12 protein-coding genes and 2 tRNA genes are annotated in these 14,660 nt (G+C 41.9%); 10 read left to right on the forward strand and 4 right to left on the reverse strand.

Annotated features, from left to right (window positions below; all coding sequences use genetic code 11):
* Window positions 1-221: 221 nt before the first annotated feature.
* Entirely contained in the window at window positions 222-2,603 is a 2,382-nt protein-coding gene (locus tag L2730_RS19860; RefSeq protein ID WP_248976175.1) for a Lon protease family protein, read from the forward strand.
* Between the two features lie 63 nt (window positions 2,604-2,666).
* Here L2730_RS19860 and L2730_RS19865 read toward each other — a convergent pair whose 3' ends face one another.
* Entirely contained in the window at window positions 2,667-3,587 is a 921-nt protein-coding gene (locus L2730_RS19865) for a manganese-dependent inorganic pyrophosphatase (protein ID WP_248976176.1), read from the reverse strand.
* A gap of 218 nt (window positions 3,588-3,805) precedes the next feature.
* Here L2730_RS19865 and L2730_RS19870 point away from each other — a divergent pair, with 218 nt between their 5' ends.
* The 3 genes from L2730_RS19870 (at window position 3,806) to L2730_RS19880 (ending at window position 9,019) form a co-directional block, all read left to right on the forward strand.
* A complete protein-coding gene (locus L2730_RS19870) occupies window positions 3,806-4,141 on the forward strand; it encodes a PBPRA1643 family SWIM/SEC-C metal-binding motif protein (protein WP_248976177.1) in 336 nt (111 codons plus the stop codon).
* 475 nt (window positions 4,142-4,616) lie between these two features.
* On the forward strand, window positions 4,617-5,813 hold the full coding sequence (locus tag L2730_RS19875) for an efflux RND transporter periplasmic adaptor subunit (protein ID WP_248976178.1): 1,197 nt from the start codon (window positions 4,617-4,619) through the stop codon (window positions 5,811-5,813).
* Complete coding sequence (locus L2730_RS19880; protein ID WP_248976179.1) at window positions 5,810-9,019, forward strand: efflux RND transporter permease subunit; 3,210 nt, start codon at window positions 5,810-5,812, stop codon at window positions 9,017-9,019. Before L2730_RS19875 ends, L2730_RS19880 begins: the two co-directional genes overlap by 4 nt.
* Window positions 9,020-9,220: 201 nt before the next feature.
* On the opposite strand, the gene L2730_RS19885 is transcribed toward L2730_RS19880, so the two are convergent.
* Both L2730_RS19885 and punC read right to left on the reverse strand, forming a co-directional pair.
* A tRNA-Ser gene (locus L2730_RS19885) sits at window positions 9,221-9,311 on the reverse strand.
* Between the two features lie 90 nt (window positions 9,312-9,401).
* Window positions 9,402-10,634 (reverse strand): purine nucleoside transporter PunC, encoded by a 1,233-nt coding sequence (punC, locus tag L2730_RS19890; protein ID WP_428848476.1) that lies wholly within the window; start codon window positions 10,632-10,634, stop codon window positions 9,402-9,404.
* A gap of 130 nt (window positions 10,635-10,764) precedes the next feature.
* Here punC and punR point away from each other — a divergent pair, with 130 nt between their 5' ends.
* The 6 genes from punR to L2730_RS19920 all read left to right on the forward strand — a co-directional run bounded on the left by punR (window position 10,765) and on the right by L2730_RS19920 (window position 13,957).
* A complete protein-coding gene (punR, locus tag L2730_RS19895; protein WP_248976181.1) occupies window positions 10,765-11,667 on the forward strand; it encodes a DNA-binding transcriptional activator PunR in 903 nt (300 codons plus the stop codon).
* Window positions 11,668-11,867: 200 nt separating this feature from the next.
* Window positions 11,868-12,521 carry a Bax inhibitor-1/YccA family protein gene (locus tag L2730_RS19900; RefSeq protein WP_220736505.1) on the forward strand — a complete coding sequence of 218 codons (654 nt, stop codon included), beginning with the start codon at window positions 11,868-11,870 and terminating at the stop codon, window positions 12,519-12,521.
* Window positions 12,522-12,578: 57 nt separating this feature from the next.
* On the forward strand, window positions 12,579-12,968 hold the full coding sequence (gene tusD, locus L2730_RS19905; RefSeq protein WP_248976182.1) for a sulfurtransferase complex subunit TusD: 390 nt from the start codon (window positions 12,579-12,581) through the stop codon (window positions 12,966-12,968).
* Between the two features lie 19 nt (window positions 12,969-12,987).
* Entirely contained in the window at window positions 12,988-13,344 is a 357-nt protein-coding gene (tusC, locus tag L2730_RS19910) for a sulfurtransferase complex subunit TusC (RefSeq protein ID WP_248976183.1), read from the forward strand.
* Window positions 13,344-13,625 carry a sulfurtransferase complex subunit TusB gene (tusB, locus tag L2730_RS19915; RefSeq protein WP_248976184.1) on the forward strand — a complete coding sequence of 94 codons (282 nt, stop codon included), beginning with the start codon at window positions 13,344-13,346 and terminating at the stop codon, window positions 13,623-13,625. Before tusC ends, tusB begins: the two co-directional genes overlap by 1 nt.
* A 2-nt stretch (window positions 13,626-13,627) precedes the next feature.
* Window positions 13,628-13,957: a TusE/DsrC/DsvC family sulfur relay protein gene (locus L2730_RS19920; RefSeq protein WP_428848477.1), complete on the forward strand. Its 330-nt coding sequence runs from the start codon at window positions 13,628-13,630 to the stop codon at window positions 13,955-13,957.
* A 616-nt stretch (window positions 13,958-14,573) separates the two neighbouring features.
* Here L2730_RS19920 and L2730_RS19925 read toward each other — a convergent pair.
* Window positions 14,574-14,659, reverse strand: a tRNA-Leu gene (locus L2730_RS19925).
* Window position 14,660 lies beyond the last annotated feature (1 nt).

Genomic DNA, 14,660 nt, shown 5'->3' on the forward strand with positions numbered 1-14,660 from the left:
TAGTAGGAAATATCCTATTATTAATTCGCAAAGCTTGCTAAATGCGTCACACTAACTCTTCAATAGCACCAATTTGTTCCTTCTAAACCGCCCTACTTGGCTACTTATACAGCAGTTAAAAGCTTATCGAGGTGATTTTGCTCATTTAGGTTATATTTTTGCGGATAAATGCTATCTAACTGTATAGAGTAGAATTATTAACCGTCATAAGAGGAACAACTATGCCAATAACACCTCTCAGTAGTGACCAACTATACCGAACTTCGGGGCTTAAAAAGCTCCCTACTAGCTGTAAGTCAACCAAACATTTGGAACCGCTCGACAAAATTGTCGGTCAAGAGCGTGCGCAACAAGCGGTAGAGTTCGCCCTTTCCATGAAAGAAAAGGGCTATAACATTTATGCATTAGGCCGCAATGGCCTGGGTAAGCGCACTATGGTACTGCGCCACCTTAGCCGTCAAAAAGAGAACTCAAATGGCCGTACGCTTTATGACTGGTGCTATGTGGTTAACTTCGATGATACCCGCAGCCCAAAAGTATTGACTCTACCTGCTGGAACTGGCCTAAAGTTTAAAAAACAGATCGAAAAATTAATGCTCAAGTTGTCAAAGGGACTACCGTTGGCTTTTGACAACGAGATGTATTATACCCGAGCAGACAAACTCAAAAATCAATTAGCAGCAAAACAGGAAGAAGCACTAGTTCAGCTAACAGAGGAAGCAAAAACTCACAGTATTGGGCTGTCTATTTCTCCTCAGGGCAATTACGAGTTGGTTGCACTAAATGGCGAAGAACCGCACTCAGAAGAAAGCTATTTGATGTTGTCGCCACAAGAGCAAGACTCAATGCAGGCTGCGATTAGCTCGCTTGAAGCAAAGTTACGCGGCATTGTCAGAAAAATCACTGAATGGGAAGATGAGTATTCTGAAAAGCAACAGAAACATGACGAAGAAGTTGCTGAAGAAGTCTTATCACTGGCCTTTGCGAAACTAAAAGAGAACTATAAAGACCAGGCCAATGTAAAAGCCTATATTAAGGCGATGCATAAGGATATTCTCGATAACCTCGACATATTCCTTGAAGAGAGCGAAGAGCAAGCAGCCCTAGCCTACGCTTCAATGAGTAAAAAGATGCCAAGACGCTACCAGATCAATGTTCTGGTGGCACAAGACTCGCCTTATCAACCCATTATTGTTGAAGAAACACCAAATTATCACACTATATTTGGCTACGTAGAGACAGCGACCTATAAAGGCACTGTGTTTACCGACTTTTCACTCATTCGCCCTGGTAGTTTGCATAAGGCAAACGGCGGTGTGTTAATGATTGATGCGGTAAAAGTGTTAGAGCATCCGTACGTATGGGATGGGTTGAAACGCGCATTGCGCTCAAGAAAGCTCAGCCTAACGTCATTGGAGCGCGAAGTGACCCTTTCAGGCGCTATATCTCTCGATCCTGAAGCCATTCCGCTAGATGTAAAGATCATTTTATTTGGTGACTTCGCAACCTATAAACTACTTCAACAATATGACGCTGAATTTACTGAGCTCTTTAGGGTCACTGCAGATTTTGAAGATAGAATGCCTCGCACTGACGAGTCTGAAGCACACTACGCACAGTTTATCTCGAGCATTATACACAGTAATAAAATGCTGCATTGCGATAGAAAAGCGATTGCTCGCATTATTGAGTTTAGCTCTCGTCAAGCTGATGATCAGAATATGCTGTCACTGCACTCCGTGGATACGGCTAATTTACTGCGCGAAGCCAACTATTGCGCCCGCGCAGTGAACGCGAATATGATCCGTGTCAGTCATGTAGAGCAAGCGTTAGCCAATAAAGAGAATAGAATTTGTCGTGCTAAAGATGACTACATGCAGTCTTTTGTTAATGGCACTACATTAATCTCCACAGAAGGTAAACGAACCGGGCAAGTTAATGCCCTGTCGGTGATGTCGACAACCGACTACCAATTTGGTGCACCAAGCCGTATCACGGCGACTACCTCATTTGGTGAAGGTCAAGTGTTCGATATTGAGCGTACCGTTGACTTAAGTGGCAGTATTCACTCTAAAGGTGTGATGATTCTTACCGCTTATATTGCCTCAGTTCTGGGTAAAACCGATAAGATCCCTCTGTCGACTCACTTAACTTTCGAGCAGTCTTATGGTGGCGTTGATGGCGATAGCGCAACCATGGCCGAGCTTTGTGCTATGTTGTCTTCATTTGCCGACCAACCATTAAGGCAAGATATCGCTATAACGGGTTCTATGAATCAGTTCGGTGAATCTCAGCCAATTGGTGGCGTAAACGAAAAAATTGAAGGCTTCTTTGATGTTTGTAAAATTAAAGGACGCAAAAATAGCCAAGGGGTCATTATCCCTGTTTCGAACATCCATAATTTAATGCTCCGGCCGGACATTGTAGAAGCGGTACGAAAAGGTCGTTTTAATATTTGGGCTATAAGCCATGTTAATGAAGCGATTGAATTGCTGACTGGCATTGAAGTGGGGAATACTGATAAGAAAGGCGTGTATAACCCTAAGAGCTTGCTTGGTAAAGCGCAGCTGAGATTGAAACCACTCTACAAACAAAAGTCGTAGTCGCAACACGCAATAAAAAAGGCCGAACTGATGTTCGGCCTTTTTTACACTTCAAACTAAGGTTTAAGCGAATACTGCTTGTAGAGGTGGGACTACTTGCTTCTTACGGCTAAGCACACCATCTAACCACACTTTTCCATCGCTAGCTGGCTTATCATAAGCAGATTCGATAATAGCTGCATCGTCACTAACGATAAGCATTTCCGACCCCTCTTTCATTATGTCGGTAAGAAGTAACAACACACTATGGCGGTTGCCTTCTGCTTTTAGCGCTGCAATATCAGCTACTAAGCTTGCTTTAATATCATCAAATACTGATAAATCAATTACTTCAAGCTGACCAATGCCAACTAAGTTGCCATTCATGTTGAAATCTTTAAAGTCACGTAATACTAAATCACGAGCAGGCGTACCTTCTACCGCTGATTTAACTTTAAACATATCCATACCAAGCTCTTTATAGTCACCAATGCCAGCAATTTCTGCCAGCGCTTCAACACACTTGATATCGGCTGTTGTACAAGTTGGTGATTTGAAAATGACCGTATCACTCAAAATTGCACACATCATAATGCCGGCAATCTCTTTCGGGATCTCAACATTATAAAAGTCATACATCATCTTTATGATGGTGTTACTACAGCCAACTGGACGGATCCAACACTCTAATGGAGTAGAGGTGGTAAGATCACCTAGTTTGTGGTGATCAACAATACCGACAATGGTTGCTTCTGCAATATCATCCGGTGCTTGAGTCAGCTCCGAGTGGTCAACGATGTAAACTTCTTCACCAGCGTAGCTCATCTTTAGCTCTGGTGCGTCAAAACCAAATTTGTCGAGAATAAACGCGGTTTCAGGTGAAAGCTCACCTAAACGAGAAGCAACAGAAGCTTCTCCAATTTGGTTTCTAAGATGTGCTAGTGCGATTGCACCACAAATTGAATCAGAATCTGGGATTTTGTGGCCCACAACATAAACTGGCATAGATAACGCTCTCCTTTAATTTTCACTAATTTTAACAAACTTTTTGCCAATGCGGAAATAACTAAAAGGTCGAAAGGTAGGGCTTTGTAGGAAGATTGCGAGTTTATGTCATATTTTTGGCTAAATTCGCCTCAACTAGAGGCTCGGCGTATCAAATTAGTTGGTTTTGCTGTATAAAGCTTCGTCCTATTACATTTTCAATCTAGAGTTTGGTACCGATGTCAGATAAATTTTTCTTTAAAGGCCGTAAAACCCCAAAACCAAAACATGAAAGTTATGGTTACAACACAAAACGTGCGGCTAAACTCGGTACCGAAGTGAATCCCCTCGAGTTGTCGGTTCAAACTGAAGACCGTCAACAAGAGATCATTAAACTACTTGATGATAATCAACTGCTTGGGCAGGTCACTATCGATACGTCTGTGGAAGAAAACATTATTGATTTAATGGGGATCCTCAATAAGCCTGTAACAACTCGATTTGAAAAGCAGCCAAACAGAAATGATCCTTGTACCTGCGGTAGTGGGAAGAAATATAAGAAATGTTGTGGCTAATAGCTGTTCAAATAGCGTACAGATGAGTTGCTGACTTCTCTCATCTGTACTTTCTATCTCCTTGTACACCCTATCAACGGTCTTCTTACCCCACTAAAAATTTCTAACATCATACTAGTTGTTATATTTTTAGCCTGCCGTTTAACCTTAAAAGATATAAAACCAGTTGCTTGTAAATCTTTGGAGCAATAGTGATTTTAGCTCTCATAATTTATGCATCTAACTGTATTACATTAATAAATACTAAACTTATATCGTTATTCTTTTCGAATTATTAGCATAGATCTCTACGAATGACTTTCAAATGTAAATCTATGAAACACAAGTTTACACAATCCAGCTGTTACAATTCTTCATATCTATTAACATACACTCAAAATAATATTTGATTTGCGTTTGGCATTAGCGTTATTGGCCAATTATTTTATACGCAAAAATATGTGTGTTGTGTTTGCTTCAACAAGAGGATGTGTTCGTGGCTACGAAAAAACAGATAATTTTACCTTTAGTAGTGATTGTAATTGGTATAGCAGGTTTTGCTGGTATGGCGGCATTAAAAAAGCCACCTGAAGAAAAAGAAGAGTTGGACACCACTCCATTGGTGTCTGTTCAAGCAGTAGAAATCAGACCAATGGATTTCTCGGTAAGTTCATACGGCGTGGTTGCAGCTAAATATGAAACAGAATTGGTTTCTCAAGTAAACGGTGAAATTGTATACCTGTCAGAGAAGTTCGTTCGCGGTGGCTTTGTTAAAAAAGGAGATATTCTAGCAAAGATTGATCCCAGCGATTACGACGCAGCGTTGATTGATGCACAAGCAACCATGGCTTCGGCGCGTGCCACACTGGTCCAAGAAAAAGCCTTCGGAAAAGTCGCAGAAGAAGAATGGAAACGTATTAAAGACGGCGTACCGACTGAACTTAGTTTACGTAAGCCACAACTTGCACAAGAAATAGCAAAATTAAACTCTTCAGAAGCAGGCCTTAAACGAGCAAAACGAAATGTTGAACGTACCGTGATTAAAGCGCCTTACGATTCTCTAATTGAAGCACGCAATATTGGCTTGGGCTCTTATGTCAGCATGGGTACAAACTTGGGTAAAGTATTAAGCACTGATAATGCTGAGATCCGCTTACCTATCGCCGATAAAGAGATCCAGTTTTTAACTAACAAAGGTAACAACGCTGATGTTATTTTGAAAGGCAATTTTGCTGGCCAACCACAAGAGTGGAAAGCCAAAATTGTTCGTAGCGAAGGGGTTATTGATAGCCGAAGCCGAATGACTTACTTAGTCGCTGAAGTTGCAGATCCCTATGGACTTAAATCAAACAATAATGAATTACGCTACGGCACTTATGTCACAGCAAGTATCGGCGGTGTCCATGCAGGTGAAGTGACAAAAGTCGCTAGACACTTAGTAATTAATGGCCAAGTAGCCGTGCTCGATGATGATAGTAAGCTTAAATATGTGGACGTTAATGTTGTACGTCAAATAGGCTCACAAGTGATCATCACTGATGGCTTGAACTCTGGCATGAAGCTTATAACTTCTGCACTTGATTATCCTATTGAAGGGATGCAACTTGCTCTGCCTAAAGACAAATCATTAGACAATGACGATTCCGAAACACAGCCAACGCAAATAGCGATGGAAGATAAGGAAAAATCATGATTGATACACATAAAGGTATCATTGCTTGGTTTGCTCGCAATAGCGTAGCTGCAAATTTGCTAATGATCATTATTTTGCTTGGTGGACTATTGACTGCCAATACTATCCGAAAACAATTCTTTCCTGCCGTTGAGATCAACTGGCTTGAGTTTAATGCCGTTTACCCTGGCGCCGCACCTCAAGAAGTTGAAGAAGGGATCACCATTAAGATTGAAGAAGCACTTGAAAGTGTTCAAGGTCTTAAGCGCGTAATTACTTATTCTAACCGTAATGCTTCATCAGGTTACTTTAGAATTGAAGACTCTTATGATCCACAAGTTGTGTTGGATGAAGTTAAATCTGAAATTGATTCAATTTCAAGCTTTCCTGACGGTATGGAAAGACCAAAAGTCGAACGTATTAAGCTAAGACAAGAAGTCATGTACGTTAGTCTTTATGGAGACCTCAATAAGAGACAGCTTAAAGACTTAGGTGAGAAGATCCACGACGAGTTAATGCAACTGCCTTTGGTTAATATTACCGAATTTTATGGCGGACTTGGCTACGAGATTGCGATTGAAGTGAGTAAAGATAGGCTTAGAGAGTTCGGTCTAACCTTTAATGACGTTGCAGATGCCGTTCGTGGTTATTCGCGTAATATGTCTGCGGGTCAAATACGAGCAGAAAATGGCTATATTAACCTTCGAGTTCAAAACCAAGCTTATGTTGGTTATGAGTTTGAAAGCTTGCCGCTGATAACACTGCAAGATGGTTCTACTTTACTGCTTGGTGATGTCGCCACCGTTATTGATGGTTTTCAAGAAGGTATACAGTACTCCAAATTTAACGGTAAAAACTCAGTTACCTTTTTCATTGGTGCAGCAAACGATCAAAGTTTGACCGACGTAGCCAAAGTCGTAAAAGGTTATATTGCTGACAAGCAACAAGTGTTACCTGAAGGCGTTAAACTCGAGCCGTGGGTAGATATGACCTACTACCTTGAAGGTCGACTTAATCTGATGCTTGATAGCATGAAGAGTGGTGCAGTATTAGTATTTATTCTGCTGGCTCTATTCCTACGAGTTAGATTAGCATTTTGGGTCATGATGGGTTTACCTGTTTGTTTCTTAGGCACCTTGTTGTTTATGCCTATGGGCATGATAGACGTTACGATTAACGTCATTAGTTTGTTTGCCTTTATTCTGGTGCTCGGTATTGTCGTCGATGATGCCATTGTAATGGGCGAAAGTGCCCATGCCGAGTGTGAAGAGAAAGGTCAAAATATTGATAACGTTATTAGAGGTGTTAAACGGGTAGCGATGCCTGCAACATTTGGCGTTCTAACTACAATTGCAGCCTTCTTACCGATTACACTCGATGACGGCCCCTCCTCCGCCTTTGGTCAAGCAATTGGCTTTGTGGTGATTTTGTGTCTGTTGTTCTCATTGGTTGAATCAAAGTTAATTCTACCTGCGCATTTAGCGCGTATGAAACAACCTAAAGTGGTGCAACCAGGGTCTAAGAACCCATTAGACTGGTTACGCATAGTGGTTAACTTTTTACAGTCTAAAGTTGATTCAGGGCTTAAGATCTTAATCTCTAAGTATTACCGTCCATCTTTAGAACTTGCAGTAAAGTATCGTTATACCGTTATCATGATTTTTATCAGCCTCATCATGATCTGCGCCGGTTTATATGCTGGTGGTTTAGTCCGCTTTATTGGCCAACCAAAGATCCCTCACGACTTCCCACGGATTAACTTCGAGATGAATATCGATGCCTCGGAAAGTGCCACTCTGAGTGCCGCACTGGCTATTGAGCAAGCATTACGTGGAGTCGATGATGATTTAGAAGCAAAGTATGGCCAGAAAATGATCTCTGATATGCAGGTTGAGCTACGAGGTCGTACTTCAGCTCAGGTAATGACTAAACTCGTTGACCCAGAGCTGCGTCCTATGGACACCTTTGCAGTTGCTGAACTATGGCGTCAAAGCATGCCACTCATACCTGGAATGAAGTCATTCACCATACAAGACAACTTATTTGGTGGTGGCAGAGATGACGGAGACATTAGCTTTAGACTGGAAGGTAAAGACGATATTCAGTTAGTTGCGGCAGCTAAGGAATTAAAAGCCAAGCTCAATACCTTAAAAGGTGTCGGAGATGTTAACGATAGCCGTCAATCGAGTGCCAAAGAGGTTCAGTTTGAGCTTAAACCTTTAGCAAACAGCTTAGGGTTAACCTTGGCTGACATTGCGAGCCAAGTAGGTAATGGTTTCTATGGTCTAGAAGCACAGCGTATATTACGTAACGGTGAAGAGATCAAAGTGATGCTACGCTACCCTGAAGAGCAGCGTAACTCAATTGCTCAAGTCTCGGATGTACTTATCAAGACTCCTCAAGGTGCAGAAATTCCACTATCAGAAGTGGCAACGATCATTATCACAGATGGTGTGAACAGTATCCGCCGCGAGAATGGTAACCGAACGATTAATGTTTGGGGCTCTGTCGATGCAGATCAAGCTGAACCGTTTAAGCTCGCTAAAGATATCAGAGATAACTTCTTACCAGAGTTACTGACCAAATATCCTAGAGTTAAAAGTGAAGTTTCAGGCAACATCCAAGAGCAACTTGATAGTGCTGATACCCAGCTAAGAGACTTCCTTATCTCAATGCTAGTTATCTATAGCCTACTCGCAGTGCCACTCAAGTCTTACGCACAGCCAATAATGATCATGTCGGTGATCCCATTTGGCGTAATTGGTTCAGTGTTAGGGCATATGCTGTTAGGCCTCGACTTAAGTGCCCTTTCGGTCTTTGGTATTATCGCTGCGGCCGGTGTTGTGGTTAACGACTCCTTAGTGATGGTTGATTACATCAATAAATCGCGAGAATCTGGCATACCGATGAAGCGTTCTGTTCTCGAAGCGGGTTGTAGACGTTTTAGAGCGATTTTGCTCACTTCGTTAACAACCTTTATCGGGCTGGTACCGATTATGGCTGAGACAAGCATGCAAGCACAAATGGTTATCCCAATGGCTGTTTCATTGGCGTTTGGTGTTCTATTTGCGACGGTAGTGACCTTGGTACTCATTCCGTGCCTGTACGTTACTATTGAAGACTTAAAACGTATCGTGGGGAGTAAATCTCGGGTTGAGGAACCAACAGAGTCAGATACATTCTCAGACCCTGTTTTACAAAATAAGTTAGTTTCTGAACAGAGTTAAACAAACCTATCGTTGATGTAGCTTTCAAAAGCCAGTTGTTATCGCAGCTGGCTTTTTTTATTTGGAAATTAAACGAAATCTCTAGCCCTTCATCATAATTTTGCACAGGGTCAGCTAAGTTTGAACAATAGGAACCCTTGGGGTTCTTTTCTGACGTATACGAAAAAGGGCTACCATTGCTGGTAGCCCTTCATCTTAATGTGGCGGAGAGATAGGGATTTGAACCCTAGATGGGCTACAAACCCATGCCGGTTTTCAAGACCGGTGCATTCGACCACTCTGCCATCTCTCCGAACGCCGCGAATAATATAGCGCTCTATTATTCTTGTAAAGACTTAATTGTAAGATTTGTTCCTAGTTGCTCAAATAGACCACAAACAGGCTACTTTTCCTCTTTACTGGCACCGATACGGGCAGGATCTGGGAATACAAAGTTTTCATTAACTTCATTCCAGTTTTTGAAATTGCGTAGCTTAAATCCAGCGAACACTATAAATGAACACAGCATAATGCCCCAACCTATCGCCAGCTCGCCTTTACTCACCCACATAGCGACTAGGCTTGATGCACCAAAGGACAAACTAATTTGGATAAAATTCTGTAAGCCCGCTGCTTTTGCTGCGTTTTTAGGGAACTGCTGGAGTGCACTGTTAACGACGATTGGATAAATAGCACCATTACAGGCAGCAAGTATTGAGAAAGCTGTGAGCAGTGGGAATATCGACAGACCTTTAACCAGGATAGTTACGATAACAATAGCCAATACGCACAAGCCGAATAGACTTAACAGCACTTTCAGTGCAGTTTCAGTGCCGGTCTTACGAATAAGCGTTTTACTTGCATAACCACCAAGAATAAACATGATTGTTTGCGGGATAAAGCTTAAGCCAATCGCAGTTGCATCATAACCATGTTGCTCCATAACCATTGGCCAAACCGTTAGGTAAGAAAAGAAAGCACCTGAACATGCGCCAAAAATAACCACGTTCCCTAAATAACCGGTGTTTTTCAGTATAGATAGGTAGCTAATATCACTTTTTTTGACGTTGGTTTGTTTAGCTTCTTTTGGAACAAAACTAAAAGTTAGCGCGATCATTGCTACCGCTAAACAGGTTAAGGTAATGAAGATACTTTCCCAACCGTACGATTCGAGTATAAATGCCCCTAAGATTGGCGCGAGCGCTGGTGATAGTGCCACCAAAGGCATAATGTTTGAAAATACACTCTGCGCTTTTGTGGCGTCATACTTTTCAATGACGATAGCTTGCCAAATAACACCTGCAGAACAAGCGCCAATCGCTTGCATAAAGCGCGAAATATTGAAAACTATCATTGAGTCGCTCGTTGCTAAAGAGATACTTGCCAATGTGAAAACCGTTAAACCAAAGATTAGCGCATTACGCTTACCAAAACGTTCTACAATAGGGCCATAAATTAATTGCCCTAGCGCGAGACCAGCTAAGAAGAATGTTAACGACATCGCGACTTGTGAAGGTGATGTTGCCATTGTGTCTTCAATTGCTTTGAATGCAGGCAAATACATATCCGTTGCGATGAAGCCAAGCATACTTAGCAACGCTAGATAGGTAAGAAATAGATAGTATTTAACATTCATTAGAGATTTCATAAGTAATAAAAATAGAATTAGATAAATTAGGATGCGGAGTGTAAACACTTGCCAAATGGCTGTGAAACGTTTATTTTTCACATTAGCCATCAAAAATAATCACAGCAGGATGTGAGCTATGCTATCAGAACAATCTATGCAGCTAATTGATATGGTTGCCCGTGTTGGCAGCTTTACCGCAGCTGCTAATAAATTGCATAAAGTACCTTCAGCAGTTAGCTATGCAGTTAAACAAATCGAAGAAGAACTTGGTGTAGTGCTTTTTATTCGTCACCATCGAAGCGTTAGCTTAACCCCAGCAGGGGAGCATTTTGTTAAGCAATCCCGCACTTTACTGACCGAGATGGAGGCGATGCGCTCTGATACGGTCAGAGTTGCTAATGGTTGGCAACCTACCCTGGCTATTGCGTTAGACAATATCGTTCGTGCCGACAAAATCAGTAACTTAATCGCTGATTTCTATCGAACCTTCGACAATGTAGAGCTTATCATCCGCATCGAGGTCTTTAATGGCGTATGGGAGTCGATTGCAACTGGGCGAAGTGATATTGCCATTGGTGCGACAACTGCCATTCCTGTCGGTGGTGAATATCACTTTAGAGATATGGGGGAAATTGATTGGTGTTTCTTGGTTGGTAAAAACCACCCACTTGCGAGTGTTGATAGACCATTGACCGATGATGAAGTACGCCAATACCCCTCTATCTGCCTAGAAGATACTTCCCGCGAGATCCCCAAGCGTATGACTTGGTTACTTGAGAACCAAAGGCGTTTAGTGGTACCAGATTGGATCCGTGCGATAAATTGTTTCCGTGACGGACTGGGTATCGGTTATATGCCGGCTCACTTTGCTTCGCCTTTTATTAAGACTGGTGCATTGATCGAAAAGCAGCTTGAACATTCTAAGAAGAAAAGCCCCTGCTGCTTAGCTTGGAACGCATCGAACAAGTCACCCGCAATGGCCTGGGTACTCGATTATTTAGGTGATACAGAGAAACTTCAAAAGGATTGGCTAGACTGAAATTAATCAACTTGTGGTTTGTATCGCTGCTTATGACACAGATATACCTGCCATTAGCTTTATCACACGGTAAAGCTAATGTATGATTCAATAACTTAACGAGCAATTTGAGGCTTATTAAGAAAATCGGGAACTACCCGGTTAATTAAGGCTCAAATATACAGCTTGAGCATTTGTCTTCGGAGAAAGAAATGAGAGATATGACACAACAAACCGCCTACGGTCAATCGACTGTAGAGGTTAATAAACTACTTAAAAACACGTACATGCTACTTTCAATGACATTGGCATTCTCTGCGGTATGTGCAGGTTTAGCCATGGCATTAGCAATTAGCCCTATGATGTCTTTAGGTTTATCGATTGGTAGCTTGGTACTGTTGTTCGTGACATTACGCAAAGCTGAGTCAAGTGCAGGGATCTTTTGGGTATTCGCTTTCACTGGTATGCAAGGTGCATCGCTAGGTTATATCCTTAACCATTATGCAGGTATGGCTAACGGCCCACAGCTTATTATGCAGGCACTAGGCTTAACATCAGTAATCTTCGTAGCCCTTTCAGGTTACGCTGTAACCACTAAGAAAGATTTCTCTTTCATGCGTGGTTTCTTAATCGCTGGTTTAGTGATTATGGTTGTCGGTTTACTGGTTAACTTGTTCCTAGGTAACGGCATGGTGTTCATGGCGCTTAATGCAGGTATTGCATTATTGATGACCGGGTTCATCCTTTATGACACGAGCAAAATCGTAAATGGTGGCGAAACCAACTACATTCGCGCAACCATCTCTTTGTACTTAGATTTCCTTAACCTATTCGTGGCGCTGCTACACTTAATGGGTATGGGCAACGATGACTAATTCCAATTAATTTTAATTGAGTTAAAATGGTCCTACTTAAGGGCCATTTTTTTTATCATGATCAAATTTATTATCCAGGTTAACTCCCCTGCTTACGGCAGTGCATCGAGTTATAATGCCTATCGCTTTACCGAAGCCGCGGTACAAAACGGGCATCTTATTGATAAAGTCTTTTTCTATCAAGACGGCGTTCTCAATACCAATAGCCTTAATAGTCCTGCTAGTGACGAGTTTGATCTTCAGAAAGCTTGGTTATCTCTCAGCGAACAATACAAGTTCCCCTTAGTTAATTGTGTCTCAGCGGCACTGCGTCGTGGAGTGCTGTCTGTTAGCGAAGCAAAAGAAAACAACACAGGGAATTGGAATATGGAGCCGCCGTTTATAATGGGCGGCTTGGGTGAGCTTGTTACCGGTATTGAGTCTGCTGATCGATTGGTTAGCTTTTAAGGCTGTAAAGGAGTAGAAGTTGAAGAAACTTTGTATTGTATTCAGTCAAGGCCCCCACGGTAATGCTAAAGGTCGCGAAGCACTTGATCTCGCTTTACTCAGTGCAAGCTTTGAGCAAGAAGTTAGCTTAGTTTTTACTGATGAAGGGATCTTAAACTTGTTAAAGCACCAATCTCCAGAGACAGTCGGTGCTAAAGATTACATCGCCACTTTTGGCGCTCTCCCCTTATATGATGTAGAGACTATTCTTGTCTGTGAGGCTGCTATGGAAGAATTAGAGCTTGCAGAGCACGATATCAAGCTAGAGGTTCAGTTCAGCTCGTCACAAGCGATTGCTGAGCATTTTAACCATGTTGATGAGGTCTTGGTATTCTAATGATATTGCATCATATACAAGTGTCCGCTGCGCAAAGTGCTGCGCTTAAACTCTGTTTACGCTATATAAACAGCACTGATAGCATATTGCTGTCGTCTAACGCGGTTAATTGTTTGTTAAACAAAGAGTGGCAATCACGCTTAAGCGGGTACAACATCCTAGTACTGGAAGATGATGTTATTGCACGTGGCTTACAATCACGCTTAAGTGCATTCAAAATGATTAGTTACGCAGATTTTGTTGCGCTGACCCTAACCCATAACAAAGTGATTAGCTGGTAGAAATGATTGAATTTAACGGAAAGAACATAGAGACTGATCACCAAGGCTACCTAAAAGTAGTCAGTGACTGGAGCCCTGAACTAGCGCTTGTAATCGCTAAAGATGAAGAGATAGAGCTTACAGAAGCACATTGGGAAGTGATTAATTTTGTGCGTAATTTTTATCTTGAATTTAAAACAAGCCCTGCCATTCGCGTACTCGTAAAAGCGATTGGACAGAGCTTAGGTGCAGACAAAGGCAATTCAAAATATCTTTATACCTTGTTTCCAGTAGGGCCGGCCAAGCAAGCGACAAAAATTGCGGGTTTACCCAAGCCAGCGAAATGTATCTAACAACTTGAGTCGCTGGCAAGCATAAAACTTTTAAAGCCTAATTATTTGGGCTTTTTTTGTGTCTAAACTTTGTCACTACGATAATTTTCAGAGCATTTAATACCAATTGCATTAAAAGTTTGACCATTCAGCGGGAATTCAAAACGTTGTAGGTAAGTAGTGGGATTTGAGCTAATAGTTATTCTCGGCTCTGGTATCCTGCTTCGCTCTCGATAATTGCTCCTGCATTATTCTACCTTCGACCATCCTTGGTCTCGTACCTTCTAAATCTGACCGCCAAGGAGGGCCGGAATGTCTTATTTTGTACGGAACAAAATAGACCATTTAGTCGTATATCCAAATCCCATAGAGAAGCATACAGCGTTTTGCCAATTTGTTTAACCTCAGCCGCACTACGTGAGCCCCTCAGTCTTTCCACTTTGGCTTAAAAGGGAATAACCATTTATTTACCAATGCGCTTTGAATTGAAAAGACTGAGGGACTCTGAACTGGCCAAATACTTAATGCAATTGGTATAATTGAAGGTTTTGAGGCCGTAGTTCTAAAGCGGAAATTTGGATACAAAAAAGCCCCAACTTTCGTTGAGGCTTTTTTGTAATTCTCTTGCGAGAATATTTGGTACCCGAGGCCGGACTTGAACCGGCACGCCTATTAAGCGAGGGATTTTAAATCCCTTGTGTCTACCGATTCCACCACTCGGGCA

Source organism: Shewanella kaireitica (assembly GCF_023284045.1).
Lineage (GTDB): Bacteria > Pseudomonadota > Gammaproteobacteria > Enterobacterales > Shewanellaceae > Shewanella > Shewanella kaireitica.

Excerpts from the sequence above, each read along its gene's own strand:
- punC (WP_428848476.1), bottom strand. The coding sequence starts at position 10,634 with ATGAATGTTAAATACTATCTATTTCTTACCTATCTAGCGTTGCTAAGT.
- L2730_RS19860 (WP_248976175.1), top strand. The coding sequence starts at position 222 with ATGCCAATAACACCTCTCAGTAGTGACCAACTATACCGAACTTCGGGG.
- L2730_RS19920 (WP_428848477.1), top strand. The coding sequence starts at position 13,628 with ATGATTGAATTTAACGGAAAGAACATAGAGACTGATCACCAAGGCTAC.
- L2730_RS19880 (WP_248976179.1), top strand. The coding sequence starts at position 5,810 with ATGATTGATACACATAAAGGTATCATTGCTTGGTTTGCTCGCAATAGC.
- L2730_RS19900 (WP_220736505.1), top strand. The coding sequence starts at position 11,868 with ATGACACAACAAACCGCCTACGGTCAATCGACTGTAGAGGTTAATAAA.
- tusB (WP_248976184.1), top strand. The coding sequence starts at position 13,344 with ATGATATTGCATCATATACAAGTGTCCGCTGCGCAAAGTGCTGCGCTT.
- tusD (WP_248976182.1), top strand. The coding sequence starts at position 12,579 with ATGATCAAATTTATTATCCAGGTTAACTCCCCTGCTTACGGCAGTGCA.
- punR (WP_248976181.1), top strand. The coding sequence starts at position 10,765 with ATGCTATCAGAACAATCTATGCAGCTAATTGATATGGTTGCCCGTGTT.
- L2730_RS19870 (WP_248976177.1), top strand. The coding sequence starts at position 3,806 with ATGTCAGATAAATTTTTCTTTAAAGGCCGTAAAACCCCAAAACCAAAA.
- L2730_RS19865 (WP_248976176.1), bottom strand. The coding sequence starts at position 3,587 with ATGCCAGTTTATGTTGTGGGCCACAAAATCCCAGATTCTGATTCAATT.